The sequence below is a fragment of the Bradyrhizobium sp. B039 genome, assembly GCF_038965675.1.
GTDB classification, from domain to species: Bacteria; Pseudomonadota; Alphaproteobacteria; order Rhizobiales; family Xanthobacteraceae; genus Bradyrhizobium; species Bradyrhizobium diazoefficiens.
The window spans coordinates 3,449,314-3,467,901 of the sequence record NZ_CP152416.1 but is presented as its reverse complement, the minus strand read 5'-3'; the positions used below and the strand labels follow the sequence as shown (position 1 = coordinate 3,467,901).

Here is an 18,588-nt window from a genome sequence, read left to right as displayed (position 1 = left end):
GATGAGAAGCCTTGACGCAGATCAAAGGAGTGCGCCGACCGCGCGCCAACATCGTCTCACCGTCGCCTTCGTTTGATCGCCTTTGCTGACTGGAGTTCCCATCATGAGGGCCGTTTCCGTCGAAGAAGCCGTTGCGATGATCCCGTCCGGTGCGAGCATCATGGTCGGCGGCTTCATGGGCGTCGGAACGCCGGAGCGCCTGCTCGACGAGGTTGTGCGACAACACAAGACCGGTCTCTCGGTTATCAGCAACGACGCGGCGACGCCCGGAAAAGGTGTCGGCAAGCTGTTCGACGCGGCTCTCGTCTCGCGCCTCATTGCGACCCATATTGGCCTCAATCCGAAGGCGCAGCAGCAAATGCTGGCCAATCAGATCGCCGTCGATCTCATCCCGCAAGGCACCTTCGCCGAGCGCATTCGCGCAGGCGGGTGCGGCCTCGGCGGCGTGCTCACACCGACAGGTGTGGGCACCCTGGTCGCCGAAGGCAAGCGCCAGATCGAGATCGACGGCAGGCCGTTCCTGCTCGAGACCGCACTGCGGGCGCAGTTCGCTCTGGTCCACGCTTTCCTCGCCGACTATCTCGGCAACCTCTCCTACGCGCTCACGGCACGCAACTTCAATCCGGTCATGGCGATGGCGGCCGACACCGTGATCGTGACAGCGGAGCACATCGTGCCCGTCGGCGTCATCGCACCCGACCACGTGCTGACACCGGCGCCGCTCGTCGACTACCTCATTACGAACCCGAACGGGTGAAACATGGACGCACAGGAGATCATCGCCCGGCGCGTCGCGCAGGAGCTTCATTCCGGCGACCTCGTGAATCTGGGGATCGGCATCCCAACGCTGGTCGCCAACTACGTTTCGCCTGATCTCAAGGTGTTCTTTCAGTCGGAAAACGGTTTGATCGGCACCGGACCAATCCCCGAGCAGGGGTTGAGCCATCCCCTGCTGACGGACGCGGGCGGGCGCCCGATCAGTGCGCTGCCAGGTGCCAGCACGTTCGACAGCGCGATGTCGTTCGGGTTGATCCGCGGCGGCCATGTCGACGTCACCGTCCTTGGCGGCCTGCAAGTCGATGCGCAGGGCCATCTCGCCAACTGGATGATCCCCGGCAAGATGGTGCCGGGCATGGGCGGGGCCATGGATCTCGTCAGCGGCGCCAGGCGGGTCATCGTCGCCATGCAGCACGCGGCAAAGGGCAAGTCCAAGATCGTCGCCAAATGCTCTCTGCCCCTGACATCGGCGCGACCGGTGCACCTGGTCGTGACCGACATGGCGGTGATCGCGTTCCCCGACGGCAGGGCCACCCTGCTGGAGACCGCGCCCGGCATCAGTGTCGGCGAGGTCATGGCGGTGACGGACGCCGAACTTGTCGTACACGACAAGATCCCGGAAATGAAGATCTGAGCAGGTGACCGACATGCGGATATTCAGCGACTTCAGCGAAATCAAATCTGCCGTCGGCACCGAGATCGGCGTCAGCGACTGGGTCGAGGTGACGCAGGATCGCATCAACCAGTTTGCCGAGGCGACCTGCGACCAGCAGTGGATCCATGTCGATCAGGAGCGCGCCAGGAAGGAATCGCCCGGCGGCACCACCATCGCCCACGGCCTGTTGTCGCTTGCACTTGCACCGCTCTTCATTCGATCGGTGATGGGCCTCAAGGGCCTACGCAACACCCTGAATTACGGCGCAGACCGGATAAGATATCTGGCACCGGTGCCAGCGGGCTCGAAGCTGCGCGGTCGTGTCACCGTCGCCGAGGCCGAGGACGTTCCACCCGACGGCCTGCGCGTGAACTACCATCTCGTGATCGAGATCGAAGGCGGCAAGAAGCCGGCCTGCGTCGCCGAGCTGATCGCACTGCACTATCGCTGAGCGGCGTACGAGGCGCCCGTCGTTTTCGTTCAGTCAATGATGTGATATCCACCGTCGATATAGAGCACGCCACCGGTGATCAGCTTGGCGCCGTCGAGTGCCAGAAACGCCGTGGCATTGCCGACATCGTCGATGCTGACGAGGCTGCGCGCCGGCGCCTTCGATTGAGCCTTGTCCATCAGCTCGTCGAACTCCGGGATGCCCGACGCCGCGCGGGTGGCGAGCGGTCCCGGCGAGATCGCGTGCACGCGGATGCCCTTCGGCCCCAATTCGGCGGCGGCATAGCGAACGGCTGCTTCAAGCGCCGCCTTGGCCACGCCCATGATGTTGTAGTTCTCCACGACCATCTGGCTGCCATAGTACGTCATGGTGAACATCGTGCCGCCGTTCTTCATCAGCGGCTCGGCGAGATGCGCCATGCGCAGGAACGACCAGCAGGAGACGTCCATCGTCTTCAGGAATCCGTCGCGGCCGACATCCACCACGCGGCCGTGCAGCGCCTCCTTCGGCGAGAAGGCGATCGAGTGCAGCAGGAAATCGAGCTGGCCCCATTCCCTCCCGATCCGCTCGAACACCGCCTCGGTCTGCCCCTCCACCATGACGTCGAGCGGCATGAAGATCGGCGCTTCCAGCGCCTGCGCGAGCGGTTCGACGTGCCTTCTGGCGCGGTCGTTCAGATAGGTGACGGCGAGTTCAGCCCCGAGCCCACGAAACGCCCTGGCGCATCCCCAGGCGATGGACTGGTCGTTGGCGACACCGACGATGAGGCCTTTTTTCCCCTTCAGGGCAACCTTGGTATCCGGGAACACGGGAATCATGACACCCTCTCTTGTTTGGGGTTGGTCGATGGCGCGTTGACCAGCAGCGCCAGCGTGTGCTGTGCGATCATCAGTTCCTCGTCGGTCGGCACGACATAGACGGGAATGAGACTGTCGGGACGCGATATCAGCCGCGCGTTGCGGGAATTCTCGGTCGGATCCAGCTTGACACCGAACCAACCGAGCTGCTCGGCCACGCGGGCGCGTATGCTCGCGGAATTCTCGCCGATGCCGGCGGTGAAAACGAAGGCATCCAGGCCCTGCAACGCAGCAGCAAGCATGCCGGCGTTGAGGCCGATCCGATACACGAAATAGTCGATCGCCAGTTTCGCCTTGGCATCCTGGCTGGCCTCGAGCTCCCGCATATCGTTGCTGACGCCGGACAGCCCCTTCAGTCCACAGTCGCGATAGAGGAAGTTCTGCACGTTCGATGCCGACATCCCCCTTTCCGAGATCAGATAGAGCACGACCCCGGGATCGATCTGGCCGGGGCGCGTTCCCATCGGAAGCCCGTCCAGCGCCGTGAAGCCCATGGTACTTTCGACGCTCTGTCCTCCCTTCAGCGCGCACATCGAGGCGCCGCTACCGAGATGGGCGACGATCACCCTGCCCTTCGCAACGCCGGGCGCGGTCTGCGGCAGGGTCTTCGCGATGTATTCGTAGGACAGCCCGTGAAAACCGTAGCGCCGCACGCCCTCGGCGTGAAGCTGATGCGGGATCGCATAGTGATCTGCAACTGCACTATGCGTGCGGTGAAAGGCGGTGTCGAAGCAAGCGACCTGCGGCAAGGTCGGGAAGCCCGCGAGGATCGAGCGGATCGGCGACAGGTTGTGCGGTTGATGCAGCGGTGCGAGGCTGACGAACCGCTCCAGGCGGGCGACGACGCCGTGGTCGATCAGCACCGGCCGGTCATACTCGGGACCGCCATGCACGACACGATGTCCGACGGCGATGGGGTGAATACGAAGCTCGTCCCGCAACCATTCCCCGGCGACGCCCATCGCGGCCGGAACATCGGGGACCGTCTCGATCGGGTAGGCGCGGTCGGCGAGCGGATCGCCATTCGCGCCGCTCGCCCTCAACCGTGGGCGGCTGCCGATGCCGTCCATCTGGCCCTTGAGCTGCCGCCGCAGCCTGCCCTCTCCCTCGACCGAAAAGACCTGGAACTTGACGCTCGAGGAGCCCGCGTTGACGACGAGGATCGTATCCATGATGGTCACGCAGCAACTGTCGGGGCGTGTTGACGCCGGGCATTGGCATAGAGCGACGCCACCGCGCAGGATGCCATGCGCGCCCGCGGCGAGTCCGCCCGTGACGTCAGCACGACGGGCACCCGGGCGCCGAGCACGATGCCGGCGCCGTCGGCCTTGGCAAAGTAGGCCAGATTTTTTGCCAGCATATTGCCCGATTCGAGGTCGGGAACGACGAGGATCTGAGCCCGGCCGGCGACCTCGGACTTGATGCCCTTGATGCGCGCGGCTTCGGGATCAATGGCATTGTCGAACGCGAGCGGGCCGTCGAGCACGCCGCCGGTGATCTGCCCGCGATCAGCCATCTTGCAGAGCGCGGCCGCCTCGATCGTCGAGGGAATCTTGGACGTCACGGTCTCCACCGCCGAAAGGATTGCCACCCGCGGCGTCTTGCCGAATCCGGCCTCGTTGTAGAGATCGATGGCGTTCTGGATGATGTCGCGCTTGGCGTCGAGATCGGGAAAGATGTTGATCGCGGCATCCGTCACAAGCAGGGTTTCGGCATAGGCGGGCACGTCCATCACGAACACATGGCTGATACGGCGTTCGGTGCGCAGGCCGCCGACTTTTGCGGTCACCGCGCGCATCAACTCGTCGGTGTGAAGACTGCCCTTCATGAGCATTTCGCCCTTGGCTGCGTGGATCAGCTCGACACCTTTGACGGCTGCCTCTTCGCTATGTGCGGCGTTGACGATCTCGAAGCCGGAGATGTCGAGGCCACACCTGCGCGCGAGATCGCCGATCTTGCTCGCGGGCCCGACCAGAATCGGCCGGATGATGCCGGCCTCAGCACTCTCAACGGCGCCGCGCAGCGAGGTTTCATCGCAAGGATGCACCACGATAGTCGGAACCGGCGGCACCGCCTTTGCTGCCGCAATCAACCGGTCATACTTGCTGGGAGACTGCGTTTGCCTTCCTTCGGTTGACATGATGTCGCTCCCAATCCCTCCAGACAGACCTACGATGCCTTCGCCTTTGGATCGAAAGGGGCGACGTTCGATTCCCCTTCACCTGTATCGACGCCGAACAACGTGGCGACGCGCCGCAGGCGACTTGCGCGTTCCCCCGTGATCTCGCCGCTTGCGGAGAGCACCTCGCGTATCGCCGCGAAGGCCGCACGCCGCTGGTTGACATCCTCGGGCAACAGCTTCTGAATGGCTGCCAAGGCACCTTCCCGATCGATCAGCAGCATGAAGAACTGCTCGCGGACCAGCATCTTGAACTCCGGAAGCGTCATTCGCTGTCCACTGTAGTCGCGACGGATCCGGCGCAGCGCCTCAATGCTACGCTCGTCAACCATTCCCCGCGCCGACCCGATGTAAAGCAGACTGCGAATGGCCGCCTCGCGCAGGCCGCCCTCGCCGATCCCGGATTTCAGCTGCGCGACCCGCTTCTCCAGCATGGCGCGATGCTCGGCTGACATTTCGCGCCGGCGCGACGGCTCGGACTTCGGATCGACCCCGAGCGCAGTCTGCACCGCCGGCGAGCCATAGAGGTTGAGAAAGATCGCTTCGCTCAATGCCTCCTGTGCGTCACGCCAGCTGTCGAGTGCGTGAACGATCTGCTTGGACATCTGCTCCTGAAACGCAAGGAACGGATTGTCTTGGGCGACCGGCCTGCGATTGTCCTCGATGTCCTCCGCGGCCGACTTCACCGCCGTCATCCACGGATTTTGGCTGCTGAGCGCCTCGTACTGCAGCCGCAGGGGATGCAGGTTGCGCATCGTCTCTGCCATCTGCGGCGTGACCAGCGTCTTGATCCAGGGCTGCACGAACTTCTGGTAGGCGGCAAGGTTAAGCTCCGAGACGCGTTTGGCGGCAGCGAAGCGCCGCTCGTCCTCGGGCGAATTGCCACCCATGGCGCGGATGTCGTCGAGCGTCCGCGCCTCGCAGCGCATCACCCACTGGCCGACCACGAGATCGGAACTCGTTGTCTCCTCGCCCTTGGCCTCGAATGTCGCCTCATAGAGCCCCGGCGGCAGCACGTCGATCAGGTCGATGTTACTCGAGAACTCAGCGTGCTCTTTCTTGGCGACGCCGCCGGACACGAAGATACCGAGATGCCCAATGCTCTTGTGGACGGTATAGACGATCGTCTGCCCATAGGCCCTGATCTCATCGACGTCCGCATAGCAATCCAGAATCCAGTCCAGCGCCTGTTGCGGCGGCGTGACGTTGTCGCCCTCCGAGCAGAACACCACGATCGGCGACTGAATATTGCGCAAATCCACCCTGCGGCCGTCGGACATCTCGATCTTGCCGGCGGCGAGATTGTTGCCGATGAAGAGCTCGTCGACGATGAACTGGATTTCCTCGGCATTCAGGTTGACATGCCCGCCCCACCATCGCTCGAACTCGAGATAGCGGTTCGCCTCGGTATCGACCTTGGAATAGACGTTGTACTGCTTGGTCCACAGGGTGTTCGATGGATTCTGGTTCTCGAAGTTCTGCACCAGCCAAGCACCGTCGAACTTTCCGGCGCCGAGATCGCTGGTCAGCGCGGTGAGCCAGCTTCCACCCAAAAGGCCGCCGGAATAACGCATCGGATACTTGCCGTGCACGCCCGCCCAATAGGCAAGCGGCGCCCCCGCGATGATCAGCGGCCCGAACAGTTCCGGCCGCAGTGACGCCAGGATCATGACGGCCCAGCCGGCCTGACAATTGCCGATCACGCAAGGCTTTCCGTCCGCGTCTGGATGACGGCTGATGACCTTTTCGATGAAAATGGCTTCGGCGCGCGCGATGCGTTCGATGGTCTGACCGGGCATCGGCTCCGGCAGGAAGCCGATGAAGTAACAGGGATGCCCGGCCTTCATCGCGACGCCGATCTCGCTATCTGCCTTGAAGCCACCGATGCCCGGGCCATGGCCCGCGCGCGGATCGATCACGACAAACGGCCGTCGCTTGAGATCAATCTCCACGTCCTTGGGCGGGATGATACGGACCAGCGCGTAGTTGACCGGCTCGTCCAGCTTGCGGCCGTCCATAATCAGTTCCGCAGCGTATTGCAGGACATGCGGCGCCGTCTGTGCAACGTGCTCCCGGTATTGATCGCCGCGCTGGCGCATGATGTCCAGGAACAGCACACTCCGCTGGCTCGCGTCGACCATGTATTCCACGGCCGAAGCGACAAGTCCGGACAAGGGGCCGCCCGGCAGGTTGGGATTTTCCATTGACATGTTCCGACCTCGTCGTCGCGCGACGACATCCAAGGCGCTCCGAGGCGTCCGACATTGATTTAGGTCAACGGTCGATGGTCGCCTGCGACGCCGCGCTGGCGCGATCGGTCCTGATCCAGGCCACGGTGAGCTCCCAAGCCACCGACAGGACAATAGGTCCGATGAAAAGGCCGACTATTCCGTGGCCCAGCGTTCCGCCGATCACGCCGATCAGGATGACGAGCGCCGGCGTCGTCAGGCCGCGTCCCATCACCAACGGTTTCAGTATGTTGTCGAGAATGCTGACGATTCCGAGGAACAATGTCAGCAGCACTGCGACAGTGACATCCTTGTCGGTCCAGATCCAGATCATCACGGGGAGCATGATGATGGCTCCGCCGATCTGCACGATGGAGAGCAACAGCACCAGGAGCGCAAGCAAGCCGGCGATCGGAATGCCCGCCAACTTGAAGCCGATACCGGCTAGCAGCGCCTGAACGACGGCGATGCCGATCACACCTTGGGCTACCGCACGGATTGTCGCGCCCGCGAGATCCAGGAAGTGCTCGCTCTGCTCGGGCACGATCCGCGACAGGAAGCTCCTGCCCGCCGCCACGAGCTGCGGTCCATAGGGAAACAGGCAGCCGGCGACGACGACTGACAGCAGGAACTTGATGGTGCCCACACCGGCATCGCCCGCGATGCCAAGGAGCGTACCCGCGAACGGCTTCAGATACGGCGCAATCCGTTGCACGACCGAACGGAGATTGGTCGAGGCTTGATCCCAGAACTCGTAGAGCGGCGTTCCGATCAGCGGCCAGGTCTTGATCGCTGCGGGCGGTGAAGGGATGACCAGATCGCCCGCGGCCAGCTCACCGGCGAAGTCCCTGATCCCGTCCACCGCACCGAGACCTAGCCAAGCCGCCGGCCCGATGACAATGGCGAGATTAATCGCGGTGAGAAGCCCCGCCGCGAGTTTCGCCCTGCCTCCCAGGATTTTGGCGAGCACGAGGAAGATCGGATTGAACGCAACTGCGAGCACGAGGGCCCAGACCAGAATCGTAACGAACGGGCGGATCAGATACAAAGTCCAGAAGATCAACAGAGCGAGCAATCCGAGCCTGATCACGAGCTGGATCACGTCCTCTCCGGTGAGAAGCTGGCGAAGTGTCTTCAAGGCCGTGTCCAGATCTAGTCCAAAGGCAGCGTAGTCGGCGCTTTAGCGTTGCGATCTTGATCTGGATCAAGTACCCGAGCGGATACGGCGATCTGATCGGCTGACGTCGGGCATGATCAGGGCGAACCTGCCTGCATGGGAATCGCGGTGTATCAATCCTGGAGCGCTTCCTCTCGCCGCGCCCGGATCGTCGGCAACATGATCAGGAGGATCGCGATGGCGGCCGCGGCCAGCAGGCTCGCCGAGAGCGGCGAAGTCAGCAGCACGGTGGCGTCGCCGCGCGAGAGCACCATGGCGCGGCGGAAATTCTCCTCGATGGCCGGACCCAGAACCAGGCCCAACAGCAGCGGCGCCGCCGGAAGTTGCAGCTTGATCAGAACGTAGCCGAACACACAGAACACGGCCGCCTCGTAGACCTCGAACGTTCCGCTGTTGATGGAATAGACGCCGATCGAGCAGAACACCATGATCGCGGGAAACAGATAGCGGTAGGGAATGGTGAGCAGCTTCACCCACAGCCCGACGAGCGGAAGATTGAGGATCAGCAGCATCAGATTGCCGACCCACATCGAGACGATCAGGCCCCAAAACAGGGTCGGATTCTTCGTCATCACCTCCGGACCCGGGTGGATGTTGTGAATGTTCATGGCGCCCACCATCAGGGCCATCACGACATTGGAGGGAACCCCGAGCGTCAGCAGCGGAATGAACGAGGTCTGGGCGCCGGCGTTGTTCGCGGACTCCGGGCCTGCAACGCCCTCGATGGCGCCCTTGCCGAACTGCTCGGGATGTCGCGACAGCTTCTTCTCCAGCGTATAGGATGCGAAGGACGAGAGCACGGCGCCGCCGCCGGGCAGGACTCCCAGCAGCGTGCCCAGCGCCGTGCCGCGCAGCATCGCCGGCACCATCCGACGGAAGTCGTCGCGGGTCGGAAACAGATTGGTGATCTTCTGGGTGACCAGCGACAGCTTGTCGTCCTGCTCGAGATTCTTGACGATCTCGGCGAAGCCGAAGATGCCCATCGCCAGCGGCACGAAATCGAGACCGTCGAAGAGCTGGGGAACGCCGAAGGCGAAACGCTGGCTGCCGCTGTTCAGGTCGGTGCCGACGAGACTCAAGAGCATGCCGAGCACGACCATGCCGATGCCCTCGATGAACGGCCCGCTCGACAGCACCGAGGCGAGGATCAGCCCCAGGATCATGAGCGCGAAGAATTCCTTCGGGCCGAACAGCAAGGCGGTCGCGGTCAGCGGGCCCGCAAGGGCCGCCAAGGCGAGCGTCGCGACGCATCCGGCGAAGAACGAGCCTATGGCAGCGGTCGCGAGCGCCACGCCGGCGCGCCCCTGCTTCGCCATCTGGTAGCCGTCGATCGTGGTCACGACCGACGAAGACTCCCCAGGCAGATTGACCACGATCGCCGTGGTCGAGCCGCCATACTGCGCGCCGTAATAGATCCCGGCGAGCATGATCAGCGCGGCGTCCGGTTGCAGCGCATAGGTGATCGGCAGCAGCATAGCGATGGTCGCGAGCGGGCCGAGGCCGGGAAGCACGCCGATCAAGGTACCGAGCAGGCAGCCGAGGAAGGCATAGAGCAGGTTGGCGGGCTGGGCTGCCGTCGCAAAGCCAATCGCCAGATTATGGAAGAGATCCATCGATCGGCTCGTTCAGTTGAGGAGAGACGGCCAGACGGGCAGTTGCAGCCCGAGACCGTAGACGAATACGGCCAGACACAGCGCGATGAGCACCGCAGCGTTCGCCAGCGCGCCCATCCAGGTGAACTCGGGGCTGGCCCGGCTCGACACCATGATCAGGACGAACAGGGCACCGACCAGACCGAGCGGAAACAGCAAGGCGCCGAACAGGATCACGGATCCGGTGATCCAGGCGAGCCCCTTGAGATCCCAATTGCGCAGCGCCTGCCCGTCCGCGGTCGGCTTCATGGCACTGAGGATCACGACCAGACCGATGGCCGCGAGCACGATTGCGAGCAGGCGCGGAAAATAACCCGGCCCCATTCGCGCGGCTGTCCCCGCGGGATAGTTCAGCGCCGCCACGAAGAAGAAGACTGCAAATGCGAGGAACAGAGCGCCGGACGCGAACGCCCTGTGGTTACGGATCGCCGATCCCTTCACTTCCGTCCTCCTCCCTCTCCCGGTCCCTTGCTCTCCTCGCCCGCACCTGCCTTCGAGGAGCGCTCGTCGAGGGCTTCCACCAGAACCGGTACGCCGATCGCGCAGGCATGGACGCCAAGATGTGCAGTCATCTGGAGAACCTGAAGGATCTCCCGCTGGCCGATGCCGAGCCGCAAAGCCCGCCTGATCTGCACCCGCAGTCCATGCGGATTGAGTGCCGTGAAGCATGCGTTCAATGCGAGCGAGATCAGACATTGCGAGCGCTGGTCGAGACCATCCCCGGCCTGCCCGCCCGCGAGGAGATCCAGCAAGACGGCGAAATAGCTGGGATCGCCCCGCAGCCATTGCTCGCAGAAATCGGGCCAATCCCCGAATTGCGCCACATAGGCATCCCGCAGCGCCGTCTGCTCATGCGTCAGTTCGGGATGACCGACCTGAAGCCCCGCGCTCGCCAATTCCTCGGCTAGGATGCCGATGCCGAGATTGCAGCCATCGAGCCCCTGAACCGTCGCGAGGCGAAACACGTCGATGATCTCCCGCGCCGACGCCCCCTCCTGAAGTGCAAGGCGAAGATGCAGCGCGAGGCCGGATCGGAACAGGTGCGTCGCCGATCCGTCGAGCGCGACGTAGATCAGCTCGCGCATCTTGGGCGACAGCGGTCCCTTCTCTGCGGCATAACCCGCATATTTTCCGTATGCGTCGAGAAACGCCGGATCGAGCCGCAGCAGCCCCTCCGTCCAGGGCCGCCAATAGCCCCGCGCCTTGACGTAGGCATCTTTCAGAACCTGCTGTTCCGGCGTCAGATCGGACATCGTAATGGTCCCGTCAGGCAATGTTCGTCAGGGTGATGCCGCCGTCGACGGTGAGCACCTGCGCCGAGATGAAGCCGCTCTCGTCACCGGCGAGGAAGCAGATGGCCTTGGCGATATCGTCGACCGTGCCGAGCCGCCCCAGCGGCGTTCTCGCGACGCGGCGTGCATCGAGTTCGGCGTTACGATTGCGCATCGTTCCTTCGGTCGGAATCGCCGAGGGCGCCACGGCGTTGACGCGGATGTTGCGCGCACCGAGCTCGGCTGCGGCAGCGCGCGTGATGCCCATGACGCCCGCCTTGATGCCGCTGTAGACGATGCTGTTCTTCGCCGAGATCAGGCCGGCCACCGAAGCGACGTTGACGATCGCGCCGCCGCGTTCCGCATCCATGACCTCGGCGGCGGCCTGGATACCCCACATCACCGCCTTGAAACCGATGTTGAGCATGCGTTCGACAGTCTCCGGCGCGATGTCCGCGACCGACTGATAGCGGACCCAGGCCGCGTTGTTGACGAGGATGTCGAAACGCCCCTGCTGCTCCGCCAATCCAAGCACCGCCTGCCGCATGCCGTCGCGGCTCGACACGTCCTGCGTGACGGCTACGGCCTTGCCGCCGGCCGCCTTGATCGCATCCACCGTGCCATCGACGAATTCCGGCTTCAGGTCGTTGACACCGACGATCGCACCGCGTCCGGCGAGCCGAAGCGCAGTCGCACGGCCGATGCCGTTTCCGGCGCCGGTGACAAGTGCGACGCGCCCCGCGAGCGTCTGATCCCTGGTCTCGGTCATGGTCGTCTCCTTCATGCTTCCGCCTCGGCGAACGGTGCAACTTCCGATACGTAACGGCGGCCGAACGTGCTGATCAGGCCGCTGGCATCGCCCTGGGCCTGAAGCGTACGGATGCGGCGCAGATGGCGATGCACCGGCACATCCCATGTGAAGCCCATGCCGCCGTGAATCTGTAGCGCGCCCTCGCTGATCGAGCTGCCATAGGTCGCCGCGGCCAGGAACGCCGCATCACGCTGGACCGGACCGCCCCCCTCGGACAGGCAGCGCGTGATCGCGTGACGGATGCTTTCGAGCCCGAGCTTCTGGCGCGCCAAGGCATGCCGGATGGCCTGATTGTAGGACAGGGCGTGGCCGAACTGGCGGCGCGTCGACGCATGTTCCTGCGCGAGCGCCAGGCATGCTTCGGCGGATCCCAGGATAGCGGCGGCGCGGAGCACGTTGGCGTCCGAGTTGAGCAAATCCCATGTGCCAGCCGGCAGGACGGAGCCGATCGGGACTTCAACTTTCTGGAGCCGCACCACGTGCTCCGGCACGGTCAGATCGAGGCCGGCCGCTTCCTCCACCACAACGCCTTCGGCATCGGTCGGGATCAATGCAGCGGTGCCCGCGTTCATCCGTACCAGGATGTAGTCGACCTTCGCCGCGCAGGCCGCGCGCGCGACCGTGCCGCTCAGCACCTGCAACCCCCCTTCCCGTTCGGCGAGGGCCTCACCCTGCCAGGCGATCGTTGCCAATTTCTCGCCGGAAACGATCGCGGCGGCAAGACGCGTCAGCGACGACTGCAGCAGGCGACCGACGAGGATGGTCTCCAGGAGCGGAAATCCGAGCAATCCCGCATGAGCGGCCGCGATCACCGGCACCGCAAAGCCGAGCGGCAGGGCCAGCCCCCCGACCTCCTCATCCGCGATGACGCCGAGCAGACCGTCACCGGCGAGATTTTGCGCCTGTTCGCGAACAGCCAGGCCTGCACATGCGGTCACGGCGCGTGCCGCGGTTGCGGCGAACTCGTCGGGCTGAAGTCCTTCGGCCATGATCATCACTGTCCTCTTCGAAAACTGCGCGACTACAATTGCTCACTAGGCGAGATACCCGCCGTCGACGGGCAGGATGACGCCGTTGACATAGGACGCCATCGCCGAGGCGAGAAAGATCACCGGCGCTGCGATCTCTTCGGGCTGTCCCACGCGCTTCAACGGCGTGCGCGCCATCAGGCCGGACAGCCGCGCCGGATTCCCACGGGTGCTCTCGCTCATTTCGGTCGCGATGATGCCGGGCGCGACGGCGTTGACCCGGATGCCATCGGGCGCGAGATCGCGGGCAAGCGCCTGCGTGAACAGCCTCACCGCCCCCTTGGACGATGAATAGCCAACCGTACCACCCATGCTACCGAAGGCCGCGACGGAGGCAACGTTGATGATGGTTCCCCGCGATTTGCGTAGCGCGGGAATGAACGCATGAACCACGTTGAAGGTGCCGTTGACGTTGACATCGAACACCTGCCGCCAATTCTCGTGAGCGCGCGGGCTGTCGATCGGCTCGCGGATGATGATCCCGGCGTTGTTGACGACGACGTCGGCGAGGCCAAGCTCCTCATCGACCCGCCTGGCCACCTCGCCGCAGGCCAAAGCATCAGTCACGTCGAGCGAACAGCCGATTGCCTCCTTGCCTCCGTCCCGGATCTCGCGTGCAACGGAGTCTGCCCGGTCCTGCCCCAGATCGGTCACGACGACCCTTGCCCCGGCAGCGGCCGCGCCCAACGCGATGGCGCGCCCGATCCCTTGGCCCGCTCCCGTCACCACGACGAGACGATCCTTCAACAAGCCCGCCTGCCCCCGTCCGTCGGACATCACCGGCTCCCTGTTGTTCGTGACGAGGCAATGCGCGGGAAGACCATCACTTGCCTCGCGACAGCTGGAGGATGCGATCGGCGATGATGCCGAGCTGGATCTCGGTCGTGCCGGCATAAATCGTCTCGGCGCGCGCCTGAAGGTAGATGGCTTCGAACCGGCGCCGCGCCACCGTGATCGCCGGGTTCTGCGGCAGCGATGCCTGCGAGAGCAGTTCAATCGCAAGCGCCGCAAAGCGCTGATGCGATTCGCTCCAATAGAGCTTCGCAAGGCTGCCGCGCGCTCCGATCTTGTCGCCGTTGACGAGCGCCTCGACGGCCGTCTCGACATGCGCCTTCAGCACCTCGATCTCGACGGCGACCTCGCCGAGCCTGACGGCGTAATGCCGGTCCGCGACCATTGCCGACAGCGCCGGGTCCGTCTTGCAAGCCGAAATCAGGTGGCGCAGTTCGTTCTCGAAGCGCCAGGCGCGGTACATGCGGTTGGTCGCCCGCTCGATCTCCAGCACGCGGATGGCTGCGGCCCAGCCCTCGTCCGGCGCGCCGATCGCATCGGCCTGGGCCACTTCGACGTCGTCGAAGAAGACCTCGCAGAAGCTCTCGCGTCCGTCGATCGATTTGATGGTGCGCACGCGCACGCCGTCGGCATCGAGCGGCACCGCGAACATGGCAAGGCCGCGATGACGATCCTCCAGCGGACCGGTGCGGGCGAGCACGAGACAGCGTTGCGCCCGGTACGCGCCGCTGGTCCAGATCTTCTGGCCGGTGATCTGCCAGTCGTTGCCATTTCGCGTGGCGCGAGTGCGAAGCCCGGCAAGGTCGGACCCCGCTTCGGGCTCGGAAAATCCCTGACACCAGATGTTGCGCATCTCGAGGATGGCGGGCAGGAACCGCCGTTTCTGCTCCTCGCTGCCGACGGCCAGGATGATCGGACCGGCGAGTTCCTTGCCGATCGAGTTGACGCTCTCCGGCATCGCCAGCGCGCCGATCTCCTGATTTGCGATGAGATGTTCGCGCAAGGAGCGGCCGTGCCCACCATAGGCCTGGGGCCAGGTAATGCCGGTCAGGCCGGCGCGGTACATCGCCGCCTCCCACGCGACGGACTGCTGGAGCGTCGGAGGCGCGAATGCAGCGCTGTCGCCGCGGAAGCTGGCGGGCAGATTGGCATGCAGCCAGCGATGCACCGCATCGCGATAGGCTGCGCCCGCCAGGCTCTCACTCGCAACCGGATGCGTCGATACTGCTTCAACTACACTCATCGCCTGCTTTCCGCTTTCGCCATACGTGCCGTCATGTCCTGGCCGCCCGCCCGTTCTTCACTGCGACTTGAGAAGATCGCAGGCGCTCTCCGAGGCCGGCCGCCACGCATCCTCCGGCGCGATCGTGCCGGTGATCTCGTAATAGTCGTAGGTGTATTTGGACTCCGACGGAGCCTTGATCCGCGCGACGTGGAGCGGACGCATCACCTGGCCGTCAGCCCTGATGCTGACGTTCTTCATCTCGAAATCGTTGATCGGCGTGTTCTTCATCTGCCGCATCACGGCATCGCCGTCGTCGGAGCCGGCGGCGGCCACCGCCTTCAGATAATGCGTGATGGCGCTGTAGGTGGCCGCCTTGCCCTCGTTGAGAAGCTGACCGTTCGTCGCCTCGGCATAACGTTTGGCAAACGCCCGGCTCTCCGGCGTCATGTCCCAGTAGAACGGCGTCGTCAGCCGCACGTTCTGGAGGTCCTTGAGGCCGATGCCATGCGTCTGGCTGATCATGAGGCCGAGGGGAACGAGAAGTTGCGTCCTGTTCAGCCCGAACTCCTGGGCCTGCTTGATCGCATTGGCGAAATCCGCGCCCGAATTGGCGAGCGCAATTGCCTTGGCGCCGCTGGCCTGTGCCGTCAGCAGGAACGAGGAGAGATCCGACGAGTTGAGCGGATGCAGCACCGAGCCCACCACCTTGCCGCCACCCGCCTGGATGAACTTCGTCGCGTCCGCCTGCCAGGCCTTGCCGAAGGCATAATCCACCGTCAGGAAGAACCAGGAGTCGATGCCCTGCGCGAGCAGGGCCTTCACCGTGGCTTTCGGCTGGGCATAGGTATCGACGACCCACTGCGTGGTCATGGGCGAGCATTTGTCGTTGGTGAAGAACGATCCCGCGGTGCCGGCCAGCATGTACGGCTTCTTGCGGTTCTTCATGATGTCTTGCACCGCCAGCGCGATCGACGACGCCGAGCAGCCGACGATGGCATCGACACCTTCATTGTCGACCCACCGCAGCGCAATGGCGACGCCGACATCTGGCTTGTTCTGGTCGTCGGCGATCACGAGCTCGATCTTCTTGCCATTGACCGCTCCACCGAAATCGCCGACCGCGAGTTTGGCGGCCGCGACCGAACCGAGGCCGCAATTGTCGGCATAGGGACCGTTCTGGTCATTCATGATACCAATCTTGACCACATCGCCCGATATGCCCTGCGCGGACACCGGCGCATGCGTCAGCAGCAAGGCAATCATGCCCAGCGCGGCAATCGTCGATCTCATCACTTATCCTCCTGCTTCCTGCGTTTCCTCTGGACCGCTTCTGCGGCCTCTTGTCTTAGAGTTCAGTGTCGATCCTGGCTTGGCCCTTCGCCGTGCGGGATCAGCAGCGCGTCGAGCGCCACGGCTCCCTCGCCTTTGGCGCGTAACAGCAACGGGTTGACGTCGATCTCCGCGATCGTGTCGGTATGCGCGGCGGCAAAGCGCGACAACGCGGCAACGGCCCGAGCCGCGGCGTCGAGGTCGGCGCGCGGCCGGCCACGCGCGCCGTCGAGCACCGCGAACGCCCTGAGAGATTTCAGCATCGCCATGGCCTGCGTCTCGCTGACCGGCGCCATCTGCACGGCAGAATCCTGGAGGCTCTCCGCGAAGATGCCGCCAAGGCCGACCATCACCACCGGCCCGAACACCGGATCGATGCGGCTGCCCAGGATCAGCTCGGCGACGCCCTTGGCCATCGGCGCCACGATCACGCCGTCGATTGTCGCGTTGGGCGCATTGGTGGCGACGCGGTCGAGCATCTGGGCATAGGCGCGCCGGACTTCGGCTTCCGAGCCAACGCCGACGACCACGCCGCCGACCTCCGTCTTGTGCGGCAGGTCGGGCGAGGCGATCTTTAGCACCACGGGATAACCGATCTCGGTGGCAGCGCGCGCCGCTGCATCTGCATCCTGTACCAGACGCTCGGCCAGCACCGGCACACCGGCCTCGGCAAGTGCGCGCTTGGCGCCGAGCTCGTGGCGGAATGCATCGGCTGCCAGCGGCCCCGCCTGCTCGATCGCAGCTGGCACGTCCTGCGGACGTTTCGACACCCCCTGCAGCCGCACCAAGGCAGCGATAGTTGCGCAGCAGCCATCGAAGCTTTCCACCGTCGGAAAGCCCAGCGCGTGCAGCTCGGTCAGCGCGTCCTCCGGGCCGTCGACGCAAAGGACGATCGGACGCTGGGGGAACTGCGCGCGGATGTTGCGCAGCGTGTCCATGTAGATGGAGCGCAAGCGCGGCAGATGCAGCGAGAACGGCAGCGGCAGGATCACCGTATCGGCCCGATCGTCCGCCACGACGGCGGTCATGATCTTCTCCAGAAGATCTGGGCGGCTCGACATCTGCGCCGTGGCGTCGACCGGATTGCGCGCCGACGCGAAGGGCACCAGCTCAAGAATCTGGCGCTGCGTTTCCTGTCCAAGCTCCGGCAATGTCAACCCGACCGACTGCGCGGCGTCCGCGAGCAGCACACCGAAACCGCCTGACGCCGTGAGGATTGCCACGCCCGACCCCTTCGGCAGGCGGTCCGGCAGCAGGATCGATGCAGCGTGGCCGAGATCGATGAGTTCGTCGATGCTGCGGACGCGCACCGCACCGCAACGGGCAAACAACGCGTCGAACACCGCGTCCGATCCTGCCATCGCCCCGGTGTGCGAAGCCGCGGCGGCCTGACCTGCCGCTGACATGCCGATCTTCATGACGATGACGGGCTTGCCGGCATCGCGCGCCTCCTCCAGCGCGGAGATCAGGCGGCCGGCGTCGCGGCACGCCTCGAGGCAGCACAGGATGACCTTGGTGGCGGGATCGCGCGCCATCCAGGCGATACCGTCGGCGATATCAACGTCGCACTCGTTGCCCGTGGTGATGAAGCGGCTGACGCCGACACCGCGCTCGCTGGCGAGCCGCATGGTGTAGCTGCCGAGATTGCCGCTCTGCGACACGATGCCGAGCGAGCCGGCAGCCGGCATGCTGTGCTCGAGCACGATCGAGAACGTCGCGATGCTCTTCTCGGCGACGCTGACCGCGCCAAGACAGTTCGGCCCCAGCAAGCGCATGCCGCTGTTGCGCGCGGCCAGGCGCAGCCGGTCCTGCATCGCGCGGCCCTGCTCGCCGAGCTCGGCAAAGCCCGACGAGAACACGACGACACTGCGGACGCCGCGGGCCGCGCATTGTTCCACGGCCTCGCCGGCACGCTCCGCATCGACCGCGATGATGGCGAGATCCGGTGCCTCCGGCACTTCGGCGACGGAAGCATAGGCCTTCAGTCCCTGCACCGTCGCGGCCTTCGGGTTGACCGGATAGATGCGGCCTGCATAGCCGTGGCGGCGCAACAGGTCGACCGGCCGACCGCCGATCTTGGTCGCCTCCTGCGAGGCGCCGATGATCGCGATCGAGCGCGGCGACATCAGCGCGTCGAGACCTTCTCCCGGCCGCAT

The 18,588-nt window shown here is 64.6% G+C and carries 17 protein-coding genes; 3 read left to right on the top strand and 14 right to left on the bottom strand.

Annotated features, from left to right (window positions below; translation table 11 throughout):
• Positions 1-103: 103 nt before the first annotated feature.
• From AAFG50_RS16145 to AAFG50_RS16135, 3 genes are read left to right on the top strand one after another with little or no spacing between them, the layout of a single operon-like run.
• Positions 104-757: a CoA transferase subunit A gene (locus tag AAFG50_RS16145; protein WP_011086246.1), complete on the top strand. Its 654-nt coding sequence runs from the start codon at positions 104-106 to the stop codon at positions 755-757.
• Between the two features lie 3 nt (positions 758-760).
• Positions 761-1,411, top strand: coding sequence for a 3-oxoacid CoA-transferase subunit B (locus AAFG50_RS16140; RefSeq protein WP_028171969.1), 651 nt, complete (start codon positions 761-763; stop codon positions 1,409-1,411).
• Between the two features lie 13 nt (positions 1,412-1,424).
• A complete protein-coding gene (locus AAFG50_RS16135) occupies positions 1,425-1,883 on the top strand; it encodes a MaoC family dehydratase (RefSeq protein WP_011086244.1) in 459 nt (152 codons plus the stop codon).
• 29 nt (positions 1,884-1,912) lie between these two features.
• Here AAFG50_RS16135 and fabI read toward each other — a convergent pair whose 3' ends face one another.
• The 14 genes from fabI to AAFG50_RS16065 all read right to left on the bottom strand — a co-directional run bounded on the left by fabI (position 1,913) and on the right by AAFG50_RS16065 (position 18,588).
• Positions 1,913-2,701 carry an enoyl-ACP reductase FabI gene (gene fabI, locus AAFG50_RS16130; protein WP_028171970.1) on the bottom strand — a complete coding sequence of 263 codons (789 nt, stop codon included), beginning with the start codon at positions 2,699-2,701 and terminating at the stop codon, positions 1,913-1,915.
• Positions 2,698-3,912, bottom strand: coding sequence for an acetate kinase (locus AAFG50_RS16125; RefSeq protein ID WP_028171971.1), 1,215 nt, complete (start codon positions 3,910-3,912; stop codon positions 2,698-2,700). The genes fabI and AAFG50_RS16125 overlap by 4 nt, the downstream gene beginning before the upstream one ends.
• A 5-nt stretch (positions 3,913-3,917) precedes the next feature.
• On the bottom strand, positions 3,918-4,880 hold the full coding sequence (locus tag AAFG50_RS16120; RefSeq protein WP_028171972.1) for a phosphate acetyltransferase: 963 nt from the start codon (positions 4,878-4,880) through the stop codon (positions 3,918-3,920).
• 29 nt (positions 4,881-4,909) lie between these two features.
• Positions 4,910-7,129 (bottom strand): TerB family tellurite resistance protein, encoded by a 2,220-nt coding sequence (locus AAFG50_RS16115; RefSeq protein ID WP_028171973.1) that lies wholly within the window; start codon positions 7,127-7,129, stop codon positions 4,910-4,912.
• A 64-nt stretch (positions 7,130-7,193) separates the two neighbouring features.
• Positions 7,194-8,285: an AI-2E family transporter gene (locus tag AAFG50_RS16110; RefSeq protein ID WP_028171974.1), complete on the bottom strand. Its 1,092-nt coding sequence runs from the start codon at positions 8,283-8,285 to the stop codon at positions 7,194-7,196.
• Positions 8,286-8,437: 152 nt separating this feature from the next.
• Positions 8,438-9,937 carry a tripartite tricarboxylate transporter permease gene (locus tag AAFG50_RS16105; protein WP_304552270.1) on the bottom strand — a complete coding sequence of 500 codons (1,500 nt, stop codon included), beginning with the start codon at positions 9,935-9,937 and terminating at the stop codon, positions 8,438-8,440.
• A 12-nt stretch (positions 9,938-9,949) separates the two neighbouring features.
• Positions 9,950-10,417, bottom strand: a complete 468-nt coding sequence (locus AAFG50_RS16100) for a tripartite tricarboxylate transporter TctB family protein (protein ID WP_028171976.1) — start codon at positions 10,415-10,417, stop codon at positions 9,950-9,952.
• Entirely contained in the window at positions 10,414-11,229 is an 816-nt protein-coding gene (locus tag AAFG50_RS16095; RefSeq protein ID WP_028171977.1) for a carboxymuconolactone decarboxylase family protein, read from the bottom strand. The genes AAFG50_RS16100 and AAFG50_RS16095 overlap by 4 nt, the downstream gene beginning before the upstream one ends.
• Positions 11,230-11,242: 13 nt before the next feature.
• Complete coding sequence (locus tag AAFG50_RS16090; RefSeq protein WP_011086235.1) at positions 11,243-12,016, bottom strand: glucose 1-dehydrogenase; 774 nt, start codon at positions 12,014-12,016, stop codon at positions 11,243-11,245.
• An 11-nt stretch (positions 12,017-12,027) separates the two neighbouring features.
• On the bottom strand, positions 12,028-13,053 hold the full coding sequence (locus AAFG50_RS16085) for an acyl-CoA dehydrogenase family protein (RefSeq protein ID WP_231166678.1): 1,026 nt from the start codon (positions 13,051-13,053) through the stop codon (positions 12,028-12,030).
• A 39-nt stretch (positions 13,054-13,092) separates the two neighbouring features.
• Positions 13,093-13,863 carry an SDR family NAD(P)-dependent oxidoreductase gene (locus tag AAFG50_RS16080; protein ID WP_028171978.1) on the bottom strand — a complete coding sequence of 257 codons (771 nt, stop codon included), beginning with the start codon at positions 13,861-13,863 and terminating at the stop codon, positions 13,093-13,095.
• Between the two features lie 46 nt (positions 13,864-13,909).
• Positions 13,910-15,121, bottom strand: coding sequence for an acyl-CoA dehydrogenase (locus tag AAFG50_RS16075; protein ID WP_028171979.1), 1,212 nt, complete (start codon positions 15,119-15,121; stop codon positions 13,910-13,912).
• Between the two features lie 57 nt (positions 15,122-15,178).
• On the bottom strand, positions 15,179-16,393 hold the full coding sequence (locus AAFG50_RS16070) for an ABC transporter substrate-binding protein (RefSeq protein WP_039184179.1): 1,215 nt from the start codon (positions 16,391-16,393) through the stop codon (positions 15,179-15,181).
• A gap of 62 nt (positions 16,394-16,455) precedes the next feature.
• On the bottom strand, positions 16,456-18,588 hold the full coding sequence (locus AAFG50_RS16065) for an acetate--CoA ligase family protein (protein ID WP_342714194.1): 2,133 nt from the start codon (positions 18,586-18,588) through the stop codon (positions 16,456-16,458).